Origin of the sequence: Gordonia asplenii (genome assembly GCF_012933505.1) — a bacterium.
Classification (GTDB): domain Bacteria; phylum Actinomycetota; class Actinomycetes; order Mycobacteriales; family Mycobacteriaceae; genus Gordonia; species Gordonia asplenii.
This window is the reverse complement of the sequence record NZ_JABBNB010000019.1, coordinates 101,878-119,736: the sequence shown is the minus strand read 5'-3', so window position 1 is coordinate 119,736 and position 17,859 is coordinate 101,878. Positions and strand designations below refer to the sequence as shown.

Sequence of the window (17,859 nt, the reverse complement as noted above, 5' to 3'; positions counted from 1 at the left end):
CTAGGCCTTCATATGGGTGTCGAACCAGCCTACGAGGCGTTCGGGGTGCTGGCCGAAGTAGTTGTAGCCGCTGAAGCGCTGGTCGGACCCCGGGATCCAGAACAGATCCTTGTCGACGGTGTCGAGGTGGTTGTAGATCTCTTCGATGTCGTTGCGGTCGATGAGCCAGTCGCGTTCGAGCTGGGCGACAAGGGTCGGGAACGTGACTGCGTGGGCGGAGGGAGTGGGGCTCAGGTCGGCCAGGTGGAAGCCGGACAGCTCGTAGATACGGTCGGCGACGCGCTGCTCTGTCTTGTCGGCGTCGAGCTTGAAGTGCGTGGCTGCCGCGCGCACGAGCATGGCGCCGGGAGCAGGCTGCAGGAACACGGCGGCCTCGACGCTTGCGAAGGCGTCGGGCCACATGGCAACGGCAACCATGGTGGAGTTCGAGCCCATGCAGCGGCTATACAGGCCCAGGTGCATGTCCTTGGTATCGGGGCGGGTCTGGGCGTACCGCATCGAGCCGAGCACGTCGCGGCATTCGAGCAGGCCGATCCCCGACAGGCCTCCGCTGCCTGCACCGGAGCGGCCGTGGTTGCGTATGTCGTAGGTGAGGATGTTGTAGCCGGCGTCGTGGAGGTGCTTCAGCTCCGGCAGGAAGTTGACCTCGAAACCCCCGAACATCGTGTTGTAGGGCGGCAGGTGGCCGGGGAAGCCGTACCGGTTGCACGGCATCGGGTGATTCGCGATGAGCAGCTTGTCGGAACCCTCGGCCGGGATGTACCAGGCTTCGAGGGTGACGCCGTCGGCGGAGGGGAACCAGCACTCTTCGTAGTCGAGCCCGACCTCGTTGGGCGTGCGGAGCACCGGGGTGCGTAGGCCATGGGTGAACAGCTGTGCGTACTGTTCCACTAGCGGGTTCGTCTTGTCGTGAACGACGGCGACAGCCGCCTTCGCCATCCCTGCCGCCATGCCCCGAATGGTGGAGTCTTTCTCGCCGGCGGCGACCTGGTCTGCAGTGTTGGGGGTGTCAATCATGTCTGCTCCTATAGGGGTGTGGGAGATGGGTTGTCCCAGCGTCCGTACTACCGGGCCCGCGCACCGGATACCCATTGGGCCACCGAGTGAATCAGGTACGCGCCAACCATGTCTGCTCCTGTAGGGTCAGGGAGATCTGGTGCCCTACTGCTCCCGCCCCAACGCGCCGCACTACTAGCCTCGCGACGGCTGCGCAGGTCTGCACATGTTCACCAGCAGATAGGGATGACCACGCCGGGAGAATTCGGCCCGACTGGCACTGCCGCGAGCCACGCTGGCCGAGGACCACCGGCCACCAAGGGATATCGAGAGCAAGGAGTACGCCATGCCACGGAACATCCTGGTGCTTGGCGCGAGCGGTCAGATCGCCCGTCACGCCATCGAGATGCTCGCCACCACCGACGCACACCTGACCTTGTTCGCCCGCAACGCCGACCGGATCGCTCCCCCGTCCGGTGCGCGCGTCGTCGAGGGCGACGTGCTAGACACCGCCCTCCTGGCAGATGCAGTGAGGGGGCAGGACGTCGTCTACGCCAATCTCGCCGGACAGATCGCCGACCAGGCCGCCGCCATCGTTCACGCCATGACGACCGCCGGAGTGCAGCGGCTGGTATTCATCGTTGCATTGGGCATCTACGAGGAGCTGCCGCAACCGTTCGAGCGGTGGAACGAGCAGATGATCGGACGAGACACCTTGTCGGAGTACGGCCGCGCCGCCGATATAGTCGAGGCCTCCAGCCTCGACTACACCCTCATCCGTCCCGCCTGGCTCACCGACACCCACGAGGTCGACTACGAGACCACGCAGCGTAACGAGCAGTTCAAGGGCACAGAGGTGTCCCGCAAGAGCGTCGCCGCCCTCGTTGTCGACATCCTCAACCACCCCGAAGCGCATGTCCGCGAGAACCTCGGCATCGACAAGCCCGGCACCGACGGCCCCAAGCCTTCCTTCTACTAAGCACCGGCCCGAGCAACGGATCGTCCGCCGAGTCGTCGAAGTCACACCTCCGAGAGGCGACACATAACGTTATGTGTCGCCTCATACCTGATGAAGGATTGCAGGGCCTAACCGTCCGAGCACTGGTCAACCGATGCTGAACGGTCGGCCGTAGAGACTCACAATCTGATCGGTTGTGTCGGTGATGACCCAGACGTTGGCGTACGAACGCGCTTGGGCGTAACCGCCGCAACCGGTCACCGACAATGACGTTCCCTTGTAGCTGAGACTGCCGTGTGCCGTATTGCGGTACTGAACCCATTTCTTGTGCTGGTCGGCGCCGAACGGATCGGCCCGCTCATAGTCGGTGACGTTGTAGGCGACCGCCTGACCCGGGCCCACCGACAGCGTGGCGCCGCCGCCGACCGTCGGCGTGACGACTCCGGTGGAGTTGTTCGCCGTCCCGCTGCCGGTACCGGTACTGGTGAGGCCGTTGACCGAGACCTGGCACCCGACGATGTAGCCGGCCTGCACGAGAAATGTGGCCGGTTTGCTGAGGCTGACGCGATAACGGCCGGACACGACCGCGTTGCGATGGACCGGAGTGGCGCCCATCGAGGGGGTCACGACCACCGTTTCGTCGGTCCGGTCGATGGTGACCGTCGTGCCGTTGGGCAACGTGCTGGACCTGACCTGTGCCGGCATGGTGAGCGTTGTCGCGGTCGCAGGCGTCGCGAGAATGCCCGACGTCGCCATCGCGACTGTCGCGCCGACGACTGTCGAGGCGAGTCGTACTCGGCTCGGTGTGGCTATTGAACCCATGGAAGATTGAGCTTTCTGTGAATGAGTGGGATGGCTACGGCGAGCGAACAGAACTCAGCCAAGCGAGAACGGACGTCCGTAAACGGTGAGCTTCTGATGGTCGTTGCCCGTTGTTTCCAGCACGCTGTAGGGACGCGCCTGTGCGTAGCCGCCGCATCCTTCGATGTTGACCTGGTAGTCGCGATAGTTGATGTGATACGTACCCGGCTTGGTGAGATTCTTGTAGTCCAGGTAGGCGTACGTCACCGTGCCCGGGGTCAGCGGAATGCTGAGTGCGCCACTGAGCCCCGTGGACGCCTGGGACACCGACAGCGACCCACCCAAAGTGAGGTTTCCGATGGCCACCTGGCACCCGACGATGTAGCCGGCGGTCAACGTGGCGGCGGCGGAGTTGGTTGCCGCGCCGTTGGTACCGGGCATGGTGGACTCACCGGCCGGGCCGTTGTTGGGGCCCGCGGGCGACCTATCGATACGCGGTGCGTACGCGGTGACGTCGCCGCTGAGCCACGCCACGCGTCCGGCGCCGTTCGATGCGAGCGACGGGGACACCCGCGCCGACATTCCGGTCATCGCGACTCGCAGCCCGTCATAGCCGCCGATACTCGAATTCGGCAGCCGCACGAAGCTATCTGCGTGCGCCGCGGTGGTCTGCGTCGCAAGTGCGAGGCTGAGAGCGGCCAGGGACGTCGCGCGGGTTACTGCGGCGCGACGGTGTACTCGTTGCATGTCATTCCTCGTGAAGTAGTGAAGAAGCAGCCGGAATTCTCCGGTGAATTCCGGCTGCGTGGGCGAATCCGCCGCTCAGGTTCAGGCCGCGGGCACGATAGCCGAGTGCGGCTCACCGGCCCCGGCGCGCAGTCGCGCGAGTACAGCGACTACACCCGCCGCGGCGAGCGCGGGAATAGCAAACGCGTAGAAGCTCCATTCGTGTCCCAGGGACGAACTCAGGATCCAACCGCCGATCATCGGCCCCAGAATCGCACCGGCTCGCCCGATTCCCATCGCGAATCCGACGGCCGACCCGCGGCACGACACCGGGAAGTAGGCAGCGACGTATCCGTAGGTCAGCGTCATCGTGCCGATCGTGCCCAATCCCGCGCCTGCCACGGCGATCATCAGCCATGCGTAGTCGATCGGCCTGCTGAGCACGATGAGTGACGCGGCTCCGATGATGAGGAACGGCACCATCACCACACCGGAGCCGTACTTGTCGGCGAGCCACGACCCGGCGACCATCCCGATGACGGCACCGATCTGCAAGACCAACAAGAATGAAATCGACGATCCGAGTGCGTAGCCCGACTCTCGCATGATCTGCGGCAACCACGTATTGAGTCCATACACCACCAGATTCACGCAGAAAGCGATCAACACGAACATCGTGATCGGTGCCAAGAACTTCGGCGTCAGCAGCTCACGGTAGCCCCGCCCCCGGGATGATCGATCGATGTCCCGGCCCGACTGGGTCGAATTCGCTCGATCTCGACGGGTGGCGAGATAGGATGCGGATTCGGGGAGCCAGAAATACATCACGGGAACGATCAGAACGAAAGCGCCCGCGATTCCGAACAATACTCGCCACGACGAATGCGGCAGAAACAGCATCGCCGCCAGCGCGGAGATAATTCCACCGAAGGAGTATCCGGTCAACATCAGACCGTTGTAGAGCTGCCGTCGGTTGGCCGGCGCGAACTCAGCGGTCAATGCGACAGCGGACGGTACCACACCACCCAGGCCGATGCCGGTCACAAACCGTGCGGCCCCGAACGCCTCGACATTGGGAGCGACTGCGCAGACCAGCGAGCCGAGCGAGAACAGCGCCGCGCCGAACATGATGATTCGACGCCGGCCGATCCGGTCGGCCAAGGGCCCGGCGATCACGAATCCGACCATGAGGCCCACCAACGTGATACTGCCGATGAATCCAGCCGTATCGTGGGTGAGACCCCAGTGGGGCTCTTCCATGATCTTCGGCAGCGTCGATCCATAGACGATGAGATCGTAGCCGTCGGCCACGATAGTGAGGAAACACAGGGCGACCACGAGAGCGCCGCGGCGGCTGTTCTCAGTAGTCGGTGTAGGTGGGGTCATTGTGGTATCCGTGTTCTTTCCGGCACCGTCAGAATCAATGCTTATGAATTGACCTGTGATCGACAGCGATTCTTCGATCAGTGATGCACACTACAATTGATGTCATTTGAGGCTAACGCGACACCGCCGAGCAAACCTAGTGATGATTTACGAATCCGCTGTTCGACCACCACGAATACCCCGAAGAAATTTCCTTGGCCATGCAAAAGAACACGGAGAGGAATAGGACCTCTCCGTGTTCTGTCGTCGTCGACGAATTCCGTCTATGCCGATCGGTACATGGTTACCACACAGGCGCCGCCGAGCCCGATATTGTGCTGCAGGCCGACTCGAGCATTCTCTACTTGGCGCTCCCCCGCCGTCCCGCGTAGGTGCCAGACGAGTTCGGCGCATTGCGCCAACCCGGTGGCACCGAGGGGATGCCCCTTCGACATCAGTCCGCCGGAGGGATTGACGACATACTTGCCGCCGTAGGTGTTGTCTCCGTTGAGGATGAATTTCTCGGCTTCTCCCTCGCCGCACAGCCCCAAGCCCTCGTAGCTGATCACTTCGTTGGGCGTGAAGCAGTCGTGGAGTTCGACGACATCGACGTCTTCGGGCCCGAGCCCGGCGGTCTCGTACACCTCGGCTGCAGCCCGCCGGGTCATATCCGCTCCGACGAGGTTGATCAGGTCGGTCTTGGTGACCTCGGTGTCGGTGGTCATCGACTGACCGACGATCTCGACGCCGTTGGTGATGCCGTGCTTGCGCGCGAAAGCCTTGCTGACGACGACGGCCGCTGCCGCCCCGCACGTCGGCGGACACGCCATGAAGCGCGTCATATAGGGGAACAGCGTCGGTGCTTCCATCACTTGCTCCACCGTCAACGGCTTGGTGAACAGCGCATACGGGTTGTTTCCCGCATGGGTCCGCGACTTCACCGCGACGCGAGCGAAGATGTCGGGGTTGGCTCCGTACCGGTTGACGTACTCCCAGCCCGCCCCGCCGAACGCCTGGATCGCTCGAGGCGCGTCAGTCGGCAGCTCGGGGTGCAACTCGGCTCGCAGCTCGTGAATCCAGCCGACCGGGGAGGTGCGGTCGGCGAAAGCACTGCCCAACGCGCCCGGCTTCATCTCCTCGAATCCGAATGCGAGCGCGCAGTCGACGATGCCGGCCTCGACCGCCTGTCGGGCGAGCAGCAGGGCCGACGACCCCGAGGCGCAGTAGTTGTTCAGGTTGAAGACCGGAATACCGCTCATTCCCACGGAATACACGGCACGCTGACCGCAGGTGCTGTCCCCGTAGACATACCCGGCGAACGCCTGCTGCACCTCGCTGTAGTCGATGCCCGCGTCTGCGAGCGCGCCGCGAATCGCGTTGGCGCCCATTACTTCATAGGGGTCATTCGCGCCCGGTTTGGCGAATTTCACCATACTGACGCCGATCACTTGTGCTTTGTCGCTCATTTGGGTGTCTCTCAATCGGAAAAGTTGTTGTGCTTCGAAGCAGTTACGAATTCTGCTCGCGGTGGTTTCGACACGCTCGACCAGCGGAATGGGCGCTGGTGACGCTCCCCCCGCTGGTTGAGCGAGGCGTAGCCGAGTCGAAACCAACAGGGGTCGACCAACCCGACGGGAATTGCCTCAGTGCATCAACTGCAGATCGTTCTCTGCGACGTCGAACTCGATCCGCAGCAGCGCCTGACACATGGTCTTACCGGTGAAGTCGGCGCGGAGGCTGCGGGTGGCGCCGCCGCCGAGTGCGTTGCGCAACACGAAATTCATGGCGTCCAAGGTCCGCACCTCGTAGCGATTGACCTCGCCCTTGACCATGTCGCCGAAGAAGTCCTTGACCGCGTCCTCGGTCAGATATTCGAGAATCAACGGATAGAAGCGCGGCTCCTTCGCGATCACCGCGATATTGCAGATGTCACCCTTGTCGCCGGATCGGGCAAAGGCCAAGTCTTTCAACTGAATTCGGCTCATGATGTGTTACAGCTCCCTGGTCTCGACGGTCTGGCTGATCTCCTCGCGGTCGATCAGCGTGGGCCACAAGGCGAAGACTTCGCGTGGCGGCGGGGTGTTGAGTTGCCCGGTCGAGCCGATCGGGCCGGTACCCATGAGCATCACGCACTCACGTGCGACCTTGCCCGCCTCGGCACGAGTCGCGCACTTGGCTGCGACTCGCACGCGCACCTCGTTGATGTCGGGGTCCGGCGCAGGCGCCGCCGACCAGTGACACGAGTTGACACCGATCATGTCGAACCGCAGTTCCTCGGCGTCGAGCTGCACCATCTCCAGCCGCTTGCCGATGATCTCGATGGACCGTTGCGCCTTGGCTACCGCGTCGGGCCAGGTCACCGACGACTCGGCTTCGCCGATGAATCCGTCCATGTAGGCGATTCCCGCCTTGAGGGTGGTCGGGCGTGGCTTTCCCTTTGCGCCCCACACCTTTACGCGATCCTTGGCGACCTCGTCCATCTCCACGTGGGTGAAGTCGGTGATCACCTCGGGCATCAGGTAGTTGCCGGGATCGTGCACCTCGTAGAGCAGATGCTCGGTCAATGTCACCTTGTTGACGACGCCGCCGGTGCCGTCGACCTTGGTGATGAACAGGTCGCCGTTCTCGTGTACCTCAGCAATCGGGTAGCCGATATTCCACGGCTCGGGGACCTCCCGCCACAGGCTCGAGATTCCTCCGCTACATGCGGCGCCGCACTCGATCAGATGGCCGGCCAGGATGCCGACGGCAAGACTGTCCCACTCATCCCATTTCCAGCCGAATTCGTAGACCAGTGGGGCGAGGATGGCGGCGTCGTCGGTAGCGCGGTCGGAGATGATGATGTCGCAGCCCGCTTCCAACGCTTCGACGTAGCCGTACGCCCCCGAGTACACGTACGAGCCGACGATCCGGTCGCGGACCCGACCCAGATCGGTGTCGCCGTTGTCGAGGTTGGTGAATTCGACTCCGCGATCGAGCAGCTCCTCGACCTTCTGCTGGACGTCGTTGGTGGTCACGATACCGACCTTCAGCTTCGTGATGCCGACTTCCTTGGCGGCGGCGATGATGCTGTCCGCACACGCCGACGGGTTCGCCGCACCCGCATTGGTCAGGATCTTGATGCCTTTGTCCAAGCAGATCGGCAAGACGCCGCGCACCACCGCACGGATCGACGGCACGAAACCCCGGCTGGGATCCTTACGCTGCATCTTCTGCAACGTCGGGATGGTCGGCTCACCGAGGAAGTCGTAAGCCAGATACTGAACGTCGCCGTGTTTGGCGATCTCGATCGCGGGGTCGAGATTGTCGCCCCAAAACCCGCTACCAGATCCGATACGGACCGTCTTCATGCTGTGCTCTCTTTCCGAAGAACTGCAAGCTGCAATATGTGTGAATGTTGTTGCGCGCGTTGAACTGAGCGCTCGGCGTCAACGTCTGGTTCGGACCGCGGCACGCAGGCTGTCGTTGTCGTGACCGACTGGGCGCACCGCGTGCAACGGGCCGGGCCGCTTTCCGTCGAACGAGATCGGCAAGCCGACGATCGGCAACTCGTCGTCGGCAGCAGGATTGATGATGCCCAGCGCGCGGGTCTGCTCGTGGCCCACCATCTCGTCGGTCGTCTGAATCGGCGCGATGGGAATGCCGAACTCCGCGAGTCGTTCTTGCCAGTGCGCGCGTGTGTGGTCGGCCAGCACCGCGCCGATCAGGCCGTCGATTTCCGCGCGATTGCGCAGCCGACCCGCGTTGGTGGCGAATTTGTCGTCGACGGCCCACTCCGGATGATCGAGTGCCTTGCACAGCTTGGCGAACAAGGAGTCGTTGGCGCAGCTCACCACCAGGTCGCCGTCGGCGACGGTGAACGCACGGTGGGGAACGATGAAAGCGACGCCCGAACCGTGCCGCTCCCCCGCATTCCCGTCCGCCCCGAAGCCTGCGACACCGACCGACATCCAGGCGATGGCGGTTTCCAGCAGCGACGTGTTCACCGCCGAGCCGGTGTGCTTGACGTCGCGACGATGCAGTGCGGCGAGAATCCCGATGACCGACCACATCCCGGCGCCGAAGTCGACGATCGACACCCCGGCCCGGACCGGTGGTTGGCCGTGCTCACCGGTGATGCTCATGATCCCGGAGAACGCCTGCATCAGCGGGTCGTAACCGCCCTGAGTGTTGAGCGGACCGGCGTGTCCGAAGGCGCCGAGCTCGCAGTAGATCAGTTCGGGATTGGTTGCCCGCAGGCTGTCGGCGTCGAGCTCGTAGTTCGCCGCCGACCCCGGCCGAAGATTGTGGATGAACACGTCGGCTTGATCGATGAGCCGCTGCAACTCGTTGCGCTGCGTCTGATCCTTGATGTCGACGCCGATGAATCGTTTGCCGCGATTGAGGGCGTGGAATGCCGCCCCGTCGCCCTTCCATTCGCTGGGTCCCCAGCCGCGTGACGAATCACCGCTCGGCCGTTCGACCTTCCAGACCTCAGCACCCAATTCCGCGAGGATCTTTCCGGCGAAGGGCGCCGATGCGCTATCGCCCAGTTCGACGACGGTGATGCCGCTCAATGGTCCCTCTGCGATCATCGCTGTCTCCAATTCAGCTCGGATGTCGGTACTGCGTGGGTCAATCGCCCGCGGTGCGAGCGGCGCCGGAGTCGATCAGGCCGGCGATCTCGTCGGCGTCGAAGTTGTACTCCCGCAACAGTTCTACGGTGTGTTCACCCAGCCGCGGCGCCGGATGGCGGATCTCCGGCTGATCCTCGCTCCAGGTCTGGGCGATGCCGAGGGATCTGATGCGTCCCTCGCTGGGATGGTCCTCGTCGATGAAGAAGCCGACGTCCTTCATATGGGGATCATCGATCAGCGAGTCCGGTGTGTTCATCGGGATCGCCGGAATGTCCGCCTCGGTGAGGATCTGGACCCATTCGGTGGTCGAGCGCGTCGCGAGAACCTCGGCCAAGTAGGCATACAGCTCACCGATGTTCGCGGTCCGGCCGTGGATGTCGGCGAATCGTGGATCGTCGTTCATCTCCGGGTGCCCGGTGACCTCGAAGAACCGCTGCCAGTGTCGGTCCGTATAGACGTTGATGCCCAGGTAGCCGTCGCGCGTCGCGTACGGTCTGCGGTCGGCGTTCATCATCCGCGCATATCCAGTCTCACCCAGTGGCGGCTCAAAAGTCTTGCCGTACAGGTGATCTCCCATGACGAAGTGGGCGAACGTCTCGAACATCGGTACTTGGACTTCCTGTCCGCGCCCGCTCTTCTCGCGTCGGTACAAGGCCATGGTGACAGCGTTCGACATGGCCATGCCGACCACGCGGTCGGCGATGGCCGTGGCCACGTAGTCCGGTGGTCCGGACTTACGGGCCTGGAGCACCGGCATCCCGACCGCTGCCTGGATCAGGTCGTCGTACGCCGGGCGGTCTGCGTAGGGTCCGTTCTGCCCGAAACCGAAAGCGCCGCAATAGATCAGCCGTGGGTTGAGCGCGGCGACGTCGGCGTAGGACAGCCCGAGTCGCGCCATCGCCGCCGGCCGCAGGCTGTACATCAGGACGTCGGCGTCGCGCACCATCCGGTGCAGTGCGGCGCGGCCCGCGTCGGCTTTGAGGTCCAGGACGATGCTGCGCTTGTTCCGGTTAAGGTGCAGGAAGATCGCGCTCATTCCCGGGTTACGTCGGGGCCCGACGCCCCGAGTGGTGTCGCCCGACGGCGCCTCGACTTTGCAGACGTCGGCACCGGCGTCGGCGAGCAACAGCGCCGCGTACGGTCCCATGAAATTCGACGTCAGGTCGAGGATCCGAACGCCGTCGAGCGGTCCACTCATTGTCTGTTCAGTCCTTCGGGCGTTCGGTCGGCAGCGAGGCGCCGACAAGGGCCTCGAGGTCTTCACGCTTGCGCAGCATCAACAGGCTCCATTCGCTCTTCTGGCACACATAGCCATCCTGATTGAGAGCCTTCATCAGCAGGGTGATAACTCCGAACTTCTCGTCCTTATCCTTCTTGGCGATGACCTCTGCGGTGACATAGATGGTGTCGTTGATGTGCACCGGAGTGAGGTAACGAAGATTGTTGATGCCGTAGTTGGCCTGGATCGAGGGTCCGAAGGTGATCAGTCCGGTCATGACCGAATAGGTCAACGATCCCTGGACGAGACGCTCTTTGAAGCGCGTCTGCTCGGCGTAGTGCTTGTTGGAATGGATTTCGATCCAGTTACCGGTCAGCGCGCAGTAATTGACGACATCGGTCTCGGTAATGGTGCGCCCGCCGCTGCGGAATACCCGCCCGACCTCGATCTCGTCGAGTGGCATGTCGATGTCTTTGTCGATGGTGAGGTTCGTCGAAGTGGTCATAGTGTTGCTCCTAGGGCTGCGGTAATCGGGGTTAGACGTTGGTCAGACGCATCGACTTGGCGATGATGGTGCGCTGGATCTGCGAGGTGCCGCCACCGATGGTGCACTGAATGCTTTCCCGCAGGTAGCGCTCCATGTCGCCTTCGGGCAGGTTGGCGTATCCGCCGAGGATCTGCATCCCATCCAACGCGCACTGCTTGAGCGTCTCCGACGCGTACAGCTTGGCCATCGACGTCTCCCGCGCGGCCGGGATGCCTTCGGCCTTGATGGCCGCGGCGCGGTAGCAGAGCAGACGGGCGGCGTCGACGCGGGTCTGGTTCTCGGCGAGCATGTGCTTGAGGACCTGGAACTCGCGGATCGGCTTGCCGAACTGGGTGCGCTGATGCGCGTACCGGTTCGCATTGTCGACGGCCTCCTGCGCGTTGCCGGTGTAGGCGCACGCGACAGCGCAGCGCTCCAGTTCGAGGTGGTCGGTGATCACCTTGTGGCCCTGGCCTTCTTCGCCCAGGATGGCGTCGGCCGGGACCTTGACGTTGTCCAGGAAGATCTCCGTCGTGCCGGTCGCGTGCCGCGAGAGAGTCGGCAGCTTGTTGATGACCAGACCGGGGGTGTCGTTTGGAATCAGCAGCACCGACAGCCCATTGTGCTTGTCCGAGGTATCGGTGCGGACCAGCATCGCGATCACCGTGTTGTCGGCCGCTGCGCCGGAGCACCACAGCTTGGAGCCGGTGATGATCCAGTCGCCGTTCTCGTCGCGGCGTGCGCGGGTCTTGGTGTTGAAGGCGTCCGACCCGGCGTCGGGCTCGGAGATCGACACCGAGAAGCGGATGTCACCGTCGATGAACGGCTTGACGTAGCGCTCCTGCTGTTCCTTGGTGCCGAACTTGAGGATATTCATCGCGGTGAAGGTCGGCACCAGCACCGAACAGGCGAAGTCGAAGCCGAATTTGCCCAATCCCTCGGCCATCAGCGAGTAGTCGAAGATGGTGCCACCGGATCCGCCCATCTCCTCGGGGAACAGAATACCCAGCCACCCCTGCTTGGCGATCTTTTCGTATGCCTCGTAGGGGTATTCCCGATTCTCGTCGCAATGGCGCACGTATTCGACGGTGATTTCGTTGTCCATGAAATCATTGACTACGTCGAGCCATGCCTGCTGGTCTTCGTTCAGGAAATTGGGGATCATGCGTTTCTCGCTTTCTCAATCTGCGTATGACGTGGGCCACGTCCGGCGATGTATTCAACGTAAATCGCTTCGCGGGGCAAACCAAGTGGTCATTCGTCAACCCTCGATTCACGCTGATCGAATCGGCATTTCAGCAGGTCACAGGCTATTTTTGCGACTATGGCCGCGGTTCTCCGCGCTCGCCCGCCTTCCGATCGCGCCACGTCGTGCAGGCGGGAGATCTGCCCAGCACATACCTCACCCGACCGCGTCAAGCACTTCGCCGGCCAATCGTGCGGCGGTGGCGATATGTTCAGATTGCCCTACGAACTCGAGTCGCATACCCCGCCATATAGCGTCGACTATGCTGAACTGACCATGGGATCGTTCAACCGGCTGCACATGATTCGCCAGATCGACGCGTTCAGTCTGCGGTTGTTCGTCTCGGCGATCGAGGAACGCCAGATCGGCTTGGCGGCCGAACGCGAATACATCGCGCCGTCGACCGCGACTAAGCGAATTCAGGCGCTCGAGGACCTGGTCGGCGTGAGTCTGCTGGAGCGTGGCCGCGACGGCGTGGTCGCCACCGCGGCCGGCACGGTGCTCGAACGCTATGCCCGCTCGATCCTCGCCGAATTGGATGCGTTGGTTGCGGAATTGTCCAGGGTCAGCGAAGAAGTCGAAGGACGGCTGGTGGTCGCCGCGGCACACTCGGTCATCATCGATCTGCTCGCGCCGGTAGTCAGCGCGTTCGTCGCCGAACGACCGCTGGTCGATCTATCGCTGCAGGAGATGGACAACGCCGAGGTGATCCGTCACATCTCGGCAGGCGAATGCGACGTCGGGGTCTTCGCCCGCGTCGGCACGTCGGGGCCGCTCGACGGTGACACCCGGCTGCTGGCCAGCGAGCCACTGGTAGCTGTGCTGCCGATCGGTCACCCGCTCGCCGACCGAGAATCGCTCACCTACCGCGACCTGGCCGATCACGAGCTGATCGCCACGGCGACGATGGCGTCGGCATTCGAGCACGTTGCCCAGCGACTGGGCCGGCCGGCCAACCTGCGCCACGTCGTCCGAACCGGCGAGGTCGCGTTGGGCATGGTCCGCGCGGGCCTCGGCATAACCGTTGTGCCGCAACGGATGATCACCGCGGCAGCCGACTCGTCGATGCTCGTGCGCACTCTCGACGAGCCGTGGGCGGTCCGTCAGATCAATGTGGTGACCCGAGGCCCACGGGCCACCAGCCAGACGGCGAAGGCGTTCGTGGACACTCTGATCGCGCAAACGTCGATGTTGTGAACGCTCAGATCGTGGTGTAGCCACCGGCTATGTTTCAATTCCTGCCCGGTGATGTACGACGCTTCTTCACTGGCGAGGAACAAGACGAGTTACGCAACCTCTTCGGGGTGTCACACGCGCCCCATCGGTATCGGCGGGAGCAGTTCAGCCAAGATCTCGGGATCGGCGACATAGCCGAGTCGAAATCACCGCGACGCGAGTTCACAACTGTCTCAATGAGTTTGGCTGCGTGGGACGGTCGTCTAATGCGGTTTCGACACGGGCCTGCGCTTGCGCTTCGGCCCGGCTCAACCAGCGAGTGGGTGGCTTCGGCTCGGCTCAACCGGGATGAGAACTTGGCCCCAGGAGGGTGAGTGACTCGCGCTGCAGCGCGGTGCTCAACTCGGCTTGTTGGGCAGCGTCGTCCCAGAGAATCGACGTCAGTCTCGCTGCGACGCCGGTCAGGCCGTGCCGCGCGAGCCCGTCCGCCTTCGCCCGAATGTCGTTGACGCTCATCGGATTCTGCGCGGTTCCCACACTGTCGACGACTTCTGCGGCGCGGACCGTGCCATCGGCGTAGGTCAACCGGACGGCGGTGGCGAAATGCTCTGGATAGTGTGTGCGTTCCAGTTCCGCATCCACCTCGAAACGCACTCTCGAGGCGATCGAGAGGATCGTGGGATCGTCCAGGTACTCCTCGGTGTACGAATCGTAGGCGGTCGGACCGTACGCCAGCGTCGAACTGACCACGTACGGGCAGCTGTACTGAGCCGTCATCGACGATTCCGCTGGCGTCATATGCTGCTCGGCGATCAAGGTCGGACCGGTGACCAGGATGTCGATCAGGTCCGCGGTCCCCACGGTGAAGCCGTCGGTGGCGATGGCCAGAGCGTCGATGGTCGAGTGGAACAGGCGGCAGCACGCGTACGGCTTGAGACTCAGGCCGTATATCTGCCGGTCCTGTAAATGCTTGTCACTCAATGCATCTCGCGGTGCGGCGCCGAAACTCGCAGCCACGCCGTAGGTTCCTTCGAGAGCCAGACGCGGTGCCGTCACCGCTGGCAGAGCGGCGAAGTCGGCGGCCCGTACCCCGTTATGGGAGCCGAGTCCGGCATGGACTCGTTTGACCTCGCCCCCGGTGGGCTCGACCGAGAACTGCATCGATCCGCTGGGTTGCGACAGCGCCAGACCCCACGTCTTCACGACCAGTGCGGGGTCCAGTGCGACACCGGCACGCAGCGCACGAATCGTCAACGCCGTCACGGCCGCACCAAAGGCACCGAACAGCGACGTCGGGTGGAATCCCCGGTGCACCGCTGCCATCCCGCCAGCCGCCTCCCCCACCAGCGCCATCGCTTCGTAGCCGGCGATGATGGCAGCGATCCATTCGTCTCGCGTCAGTGGTCTCCCGGGCTCGGCGGCTACCGCGAGTGCGGCGGGAATGATCGCCGCACCGGGGTGGGAGGCCGTCGAATTGTGGGTGTCGTCGAGTTCGAAGCTGTGCGCCGCGGTGCCATGCACGAGGGCCGCGATCGACGGGTCGACCAGCCAGTCGCGGCCCAGCACCGGTGAGCTTCCGCTGCCTGCGAATCTTTTTGTCCAGTCGGCGATTTCGGTCGCAGCGGGCCGCGTCATGCCCCACAGTGACACGATGAAATTGTCGAGCAGAAGTCGTCGGACGACCTCGGTGTCGTGCGGTGACGGCGGTGTTTCGGCGACGCGGACGATGTGCCGCGCGAGGCGCTCGGTCAAGCCCTCGGTGGTGTCGACGGTCGACGTCATGAGTGAACCGTCGAACCGAGCTCGGCCCAGTCCTCGGGATCGTGCAGCACCCAGATGCGTGCCTGCTGACTGGACGCGAGCTGCTTGATCCGCTGGATCGATTCGATCGCCTGGTGGCCGTTGTAGTCGACCGGGCACGGGCATTCATAGGCGACGCCGGATCGCAGGTGCACCGTATCGCCGGTGATGAGGAATTTCTGCGATTCGAGCCCGACGAGAAGACTGATCTCCCCTGGGGTGTGTCCCGGCGTCTGGTAAAGCACGAGGCTGCCGTCGCCGAACAAGTCGAGGTCTTCGCGCAGCGGATTCCACGAGAAGTCGCGTGTCGGCTCGAAATCAGCCGGACGGTAGAAACCGCGGAACGGCGGGTCCGGCCAGAACGCGTAGCGGATGTCGACCTCGGACATGTAGAACTCAGCGTTCGGGAACAGATACATGCCGCCGGTGTGGTCGAAGTGCGAGTGCGAGATGACCACGTGCGTGACATCGGAGAGTTGATATCCGGCTGCGACGATCTGGTTCTCCAAGGTGTTCTCCGGCGGACAGTCGAGCGAGAAGATATCCACCAGATCGCCGTACACCGAACGTGGATCGTTCCAGGCGTCGGGCACCAATCCGGTGTCGAACAGAACCAGCCCCCGGTCGTGTTCGATCAGAAAGGTCGGGATCGGCACCGTGAGCGGCCCGTGGGTACCCATCGTGATGAGCCCGCTGTCGAGGGTGATGGATGCTCCGGCCAATGGAATCAGGCGTCGTGCGGTCATGATCGGTCCTTTGCGTGGAATTGACGTGGAATGCAATGACTCTGGTGTTCAGCCGAGGGTGTCGGCCAGGTCGGTGGGTAGGCCGAAGGATGTGAGTTCGACGAACGCGTCGAAGCCTTCCAAGCCGGCTTCGCGGCCGACGCCGCTGTGTTTGAATCCGCCCAGCGCGGCGTGGAAACCTGTACTGGCGCCGTTGATTTCGACGCTGCCTGTCTCGAGTTGTGCGGCGACGCGCAAGGCCCGCTCGGAGTCGGCGCTGTAGACCGCACCGGACAGTCCGTACGCCGAGTCGTTGGCCACGGCAATCGCCTGCGCTTCGTCGTCGACGGCGATGACGCCGACTACCGGACCGAAGATCTCCTCTTGCGCGATGGTCATGTCGTTGGTGACGCCGGCGAACAGCGTCGGCTCTACGAACATTCCGCGCTCGAAGGCGGCCGGCCGGCCGCCGCCGATGACGACGCGCGCACCTTCCGCGCGGCCCTTCGCGAGGTAGCCTTCGACTCGGTCACGCTGACGCGGGCTGACCAGCGGCCCGATATCGGTGGATGCGTCGGTCGGGTCACCCAAGCGCAGTCCGGCGATCATCTCGGCGAGGGCATCGACGACCTCGTCATGCCGCTTGTGCGACACCAGAATTCGCGTCTTGTTGGTGCACGCTTGGCCGTTGTATCGGAACGACAGGGAACGCAGCGATGCGACGACCGCGGTCAAATCGGCGTCGTCGAGGATGATCGCCGCTGACTTTCCGCCGAGTTCGAGGGTGTAGCGGCGAATATCATTGCCGCAAAGTGTCGCTATCCGCTGCCCGGCGGTCGTTGATCCGGTGAACGACACTTTGTCCACCCCTGGATGTGTGACGAGGTACTCGCTTTCGGCGCGGTCGGCGACCACGATGTTGAGCACACCGGGCGGAAGTCCCGCGGCGTCGGCGGCGGCCGCCAGATAGTGTGCGCTCAGCGGCGATTCGGGTGACGGCTTGAGCACGACGCTGCATCCGGCGAGCAGCGCGGGCGCCAGCTTCAGCATCGCCACCGAGATCGGCGCGTTCCAGGGCACCACGGCGGCGACTACGCCGATCGGCCGTCGCACGACCAACGCGGTGCCCAGCGCCGAACGGCGCAGCGATTTCCACGGGTACTGTTGCGCCAGTTCGAGGTTGGTGTCGAGGAGGGCGATTGCCGCACCGCTCTGCGACGGCACCGTCTGACTGATCGGGCATCCCATCTCGGCGGTGATCACCTCGCCGAGTGCGGCCGCGTTCGCCGCGAGATGGTCCCGGAACGCGCGAACCACCACCGCTCGGTCATCCAACGACATACGCGACCAGGGCCCGCTGTCGAAGGCCCGCCGGGCGGCGGTGACCGCGGCGTCGACGTCGGCGCGTGAGCCGGCCGCCACCTGGGCGATCGGTTCCTCGGTGAACGGTGATCGCACCTCGAAGGTGTCAGCGGTGGCCGCGTCGCGCCACCGTCCGTCGATATAGAACCGCGAAGAATTGTCGTGCCACACCGCATTGTGTCCCGTCGTCGAAGCTTGGTTGAAATGACTTGCGCCACAATGTATTTGATCGGCCACTGTGACGTACGCCGCATATTCAACTCTCTACCGGGTAGGGCGCGGGGTCAATTGATGAATCGCCAAGCTCGATTCACCGAGTGTGAATCGGCTGCTCAACCGCAAA

General features: G+C 63.6%; 16 protein-coding genes. 2 read left to right on the top strand and 14 right to left on the bottom strand.

What is annotated here, in order from left to right; translation table 11 throughout:
- Positions 1 to 1,017 carry an alpha/beta hydrolase family protein gene (locus HH308_RS17930; RefSeq protein ID WP_246284684.1) on the bottom strand — a complete coding sequence of 339 codons (1,017 nt, stop codon included), beginning with the start codon at positions 1,015 to 1,017 and terminating at the stop codon, positions 1 to 3.
- Between the two features lie 325 nt (positions 1,018 to 1,342).
- On the opposite strand from HH308_RS17930, the gene HH308_RS17925 reads away from it, so the two are divergent.
- A complete protein-coding gene (locus tag HH308_RS17925) occupies positions 1,343 to 1,975 on the top strand; it encodes an SDR family oxidoreductase (protein WP_170195592.1) in 633 nt (210 codons plus the stop codon).
- A 126-nt stretch (positions 1,976 to 2,101) separates the two neighbouring features.
- Here the strand turns inward: HH308_RS17925 and HH308_RS17920 are convergent, their stop codons facing one another.
- From HH308_RS17920 to HH308_RS17875, 10 genes are all read right to left on the bottom strand, one after another.
- On the bottom strand, positions 2,102 to 2,776 hold the full coding sequence (locus HH308_RS17920; RefSeq protein ID WP_246284683.1) for an MspA family porin: 675 nt from the start codon (positions 2,774 to 2,776) through the stop codon (positions 2,102 to 2,104).
- Between the two features lie 54 nt (positions 2,777 to 2,830).
- Positions 2,831 to 3,502 carry an MspA family porin gene (locus HH308_RS17915; RefSeq protein ID WP_170195591.1) on the bottom strand — a complete coding sequence of 224 codons (672 nt, stop codon included), beginning with the start codon at positions 3,500 to 3,502 and terminating at the stop codon, positions 2,831 to 2,833.
- 81 nt (positions 3,503 to 3,583) lie between these two features.
- Complete coding sequence (locus HH308_RS17910; protein ID WP_170195590.1) at positions 3,584 to 4,867, bottom strand: MFS transporter; 1,284 nt, start codon at positions 4,865 to 4,867, stop codon at positions 3,584 to 3,586.
- 263 nt (positions 4,868 to 5,130) lie between these two features.
- On the bottom strand, positions 5,131 to 6,312 hold the full coding sequence (locus HH308_RS17905) for a lipid-transfer protein (RefSeq protein WP_170195589.1): 1,182 nt from the start codon (positions 6,310 to 6,312) through the stop codon (positions 5,131 to 5,133).
- 177 nt (positions 6,313 to 6,489) lie between these two features.
- Positions 6,490 to 6,831, bottom strand: a complete 342-nt coding sequence (locus tag HH308_RS17900) for an AtuA-related protein (protein WP_170195588.1) — start codon at positions 6,829 to 6,831, stop codon at positions 6,490 to 6,492.
- A 6-nt stretch (positions 6,832 to 6,837) separates the two neighbouring features.
- Entirely contained in the window at positions 6,838 to 8,196 is a 1,359-nt protein-coding gene (locus tag HH308_RS17895) for an acyclic terpene utilization AtuA family protein (protein ID WP_170195587.1), read from the bottom strand.
- A 78-nt stretch (positions 8,197 to 8,274) separates the two neighbouring features.
- On the bottom strand, positions 8,275 to 9,420 hold the full coding sequence (locus HH308_RS17890; protein ID WP_170195586.1) for a CaiB/BaiF CoA transferase family protein: 1,146 nt from the start codon (positions 9,418 to 9,420) through the stop codon (positions 8,275 to 8,277).
- Between the two features lie 40 nt (positions 9,421 to 9,460).
- On the bottom strand, positions 9,461 to 10,660 hold the full coding sequence (locus tag HH308_RS17885; protein ID WP_170195585.1) for a CaiB/BaiF CoA transferase family protein: 1,200 nt from the start codon (positions 10,658 to 10,660) through the stop codon (positions 9,461 to 9,463).
- Between the two features lie 7 nt (positions 10,661 to 10,667).
- Positions 10,668 to 11,186, bottom strand: a complete 519-nt coding sequence (locus tag HH308_RS17880) for a MaoC/PaaZ C-terminal domain-containing protein (protein ID WP_170195584.1) — start codon at positions 11,184 to 11,186, stop codon at positions 10,668 to 10,670.
- Positions 11,187 to 11,217: 31 nt separating this feature from the next.
- Positions 11,218 to 12,372 carry an acyl-CoA dehydrogenase family protein gene (locus tag HH308_RS17875; RefSeq protein ID WP_211188577.1) on the bottom strand — a complete coding sequence of 385 codons (1,155 nt, stop codon included), beginning with the start codon at positions 12,370 to 12,372 and terminating at the stop codon, positions 11,218 to 11,220.
- A 288-nt stretch (positions 12,373 to 12,660) separates the two neighbouring features.
- On the opposite strand from HH308_RS17875, the gene HH308_RS17870 reads away from it, so the two are divergent.
- Positions 12,661 to 13,650 (top strand): LysR family transcriptional regulator, encoded by a 990-nt coding sequence (locus HH308_RS17870; protein WP_170195583.1) that lies wholly within the window; start codon positions 12,661 to 12,663, stop codon positions 13,648 to 13,650.
- A 318-nt stretch (positions 13,651 to 13,968) separates the two neighbouring features.
- Here the strand turns inward: HH308_RS17870 and HH308_RS17865 are convergent, their stop codons facing one another.
- Genes HH308_RS17865 through HH308_RS17855 form a run of 3 tightly spaced genes read right to left on the bottom strand, consistent with a single transcriptional unit; the run spans position 13,969 to position 17,687 of the window.
- Positions 13,969 to 15,411 (bottom strand): MmgE/PrpD family protein, encoded by a 1,443-nt coding sequence (locus tag HH308_RS17865; RefSeq protein ID WP_170195582.1) that lies wholly within the window; start codon positions 15,409 to 15,411, stop codon positions 13,969 to 13,971.
- Positions 15,408 to 16,175 (bottom strand): N-acyl homoserine lactonase family protein, encoded by a 768-nt coding sequence (locus HH308_RS17860; RefSeq protein WP_170195581.1) that lies wholly within the window; start codon positions 16,173 to 16,175, stop codon positions 15,408 to 15,410. The genes HH308_RS17865 and HH308_RS17860 overlap by 4 nt, the downstream gene beginning before the upstream one ends.
- 48 nt (positions 16,176 to 16,223) lie before the next feature.
- Complete coding sequence (locus tag HH308_RS17855; RefSeq protein WP_170195580.1) at positions 16,224 to 17,687, bottom strand: aldehyde dehydrogenase; 1,464 nt, start codon at positions 17,685 to 17,687, stop codon at positions 16,224 to 16,226.
- Positions 17,688 to 17,859: the final 172 nt, after the last annotated feature.

Coding starts and splice junctions, on each gene's coding strand:
- HH308_RS17930 (WP_246284684.1), bottom strand. CDS start 1,017: ATGATTGACACCCCCAACACTGCAGACCAGGTCGCCGCCGGCGAGAAA.
- HH308_RS17925 (WP_170195592.1), top strand. CDS start 1,343: ATGCCACGGAACATCCTGGTGCTTGGCGCGAGCGGTCAGATCGCCCGT.
- HH308_RS17920 (WP_246284683.1), bottom strand. CDS start 2,776: ATGGGTTCAATAGCCACACCGAGCCGAGTACGACTCGCCTCGACAGTC.
- HH308_RS17915 (WP_170195591.1), bottom strand. CDS start 3,502: ATGCAACGAGTACACCGTCGCGCCGCAGTAACCCGCGCGACGTCCCTG.
- HH308_RS17910 (WP_170195590.1), bottom strand. CDS start 4,867: ATGACCCCACCTACACCGACTACTGAGAACAGCCGCCGCGGCGCTCTC.
- HH308_RS17905 (WP_170195589.1), bottom strand. CDS start 6,312: ATGAGCGACAAAGCACAAGTGATCGGCGTCAGTATGGTGAAATTCGCC.
- HH308_RS17900 (WP_170195588.1), bottom strand. CDS start 6,831: ATGAGCCGAATTCAGTTGAAAGACTTGGCCTTTGCCCGATCCGGCGAC.
- HH308_RS17895 (WP_170195587.1), bottom strand. CDS start 8,196: ATGAAGACGGTCCGTATCGGATCTGGTAGCGGGTTTTGGGGCGACAAT.
- HH308_RS17890 (WP_170195586.1), bottom strand. CDS start 9,420: ATGATCGCAGAGGGACCATTGAGCGGCATCACCGTCGTCGAACTGGGC.
- HH308_RS17885 (WP_170195585.1), bottom strand. CDS start 10,660: ATGAGTGGACCGCTCGACGGCGTTCGGATCCTCGACCTGACGTCGAAT.
- HH308_RS17880 (WP_170195584.1), bottom strand. CDS start 11,186: ATGACCACTTCGACGAACCTCACCATCGACAAAGACATCGACATGCCA.
- HH308_RS17875 (WP_211188577.1), bottom strand. CDS start 12,372: ATGATCCCCAATTTCCTGAACGAAGACCAGCAGGCATGGCTCGACGTA.
- HH308_RS17870 (WP_170195583.1), top strand. CDS start 12,661: ATGTTCAGATTGCCCTACGAACTCGAGTCGCATACCCCGCCATATAGC.
- HH308_RS17865 (WP_170195582.1), bottom strand. CDS start 15,411: ATGACGTCGACCGTCGACACCACCGAGGGCTTGACCGAGCGCCTCGCG.
- HH308_RS17860 (WP_170195581.1), bottom strand. CDS start 16,175: ATGACCGCACGACGCCTGATTCCATTGGCCGGAGCATCCATCACCCTC.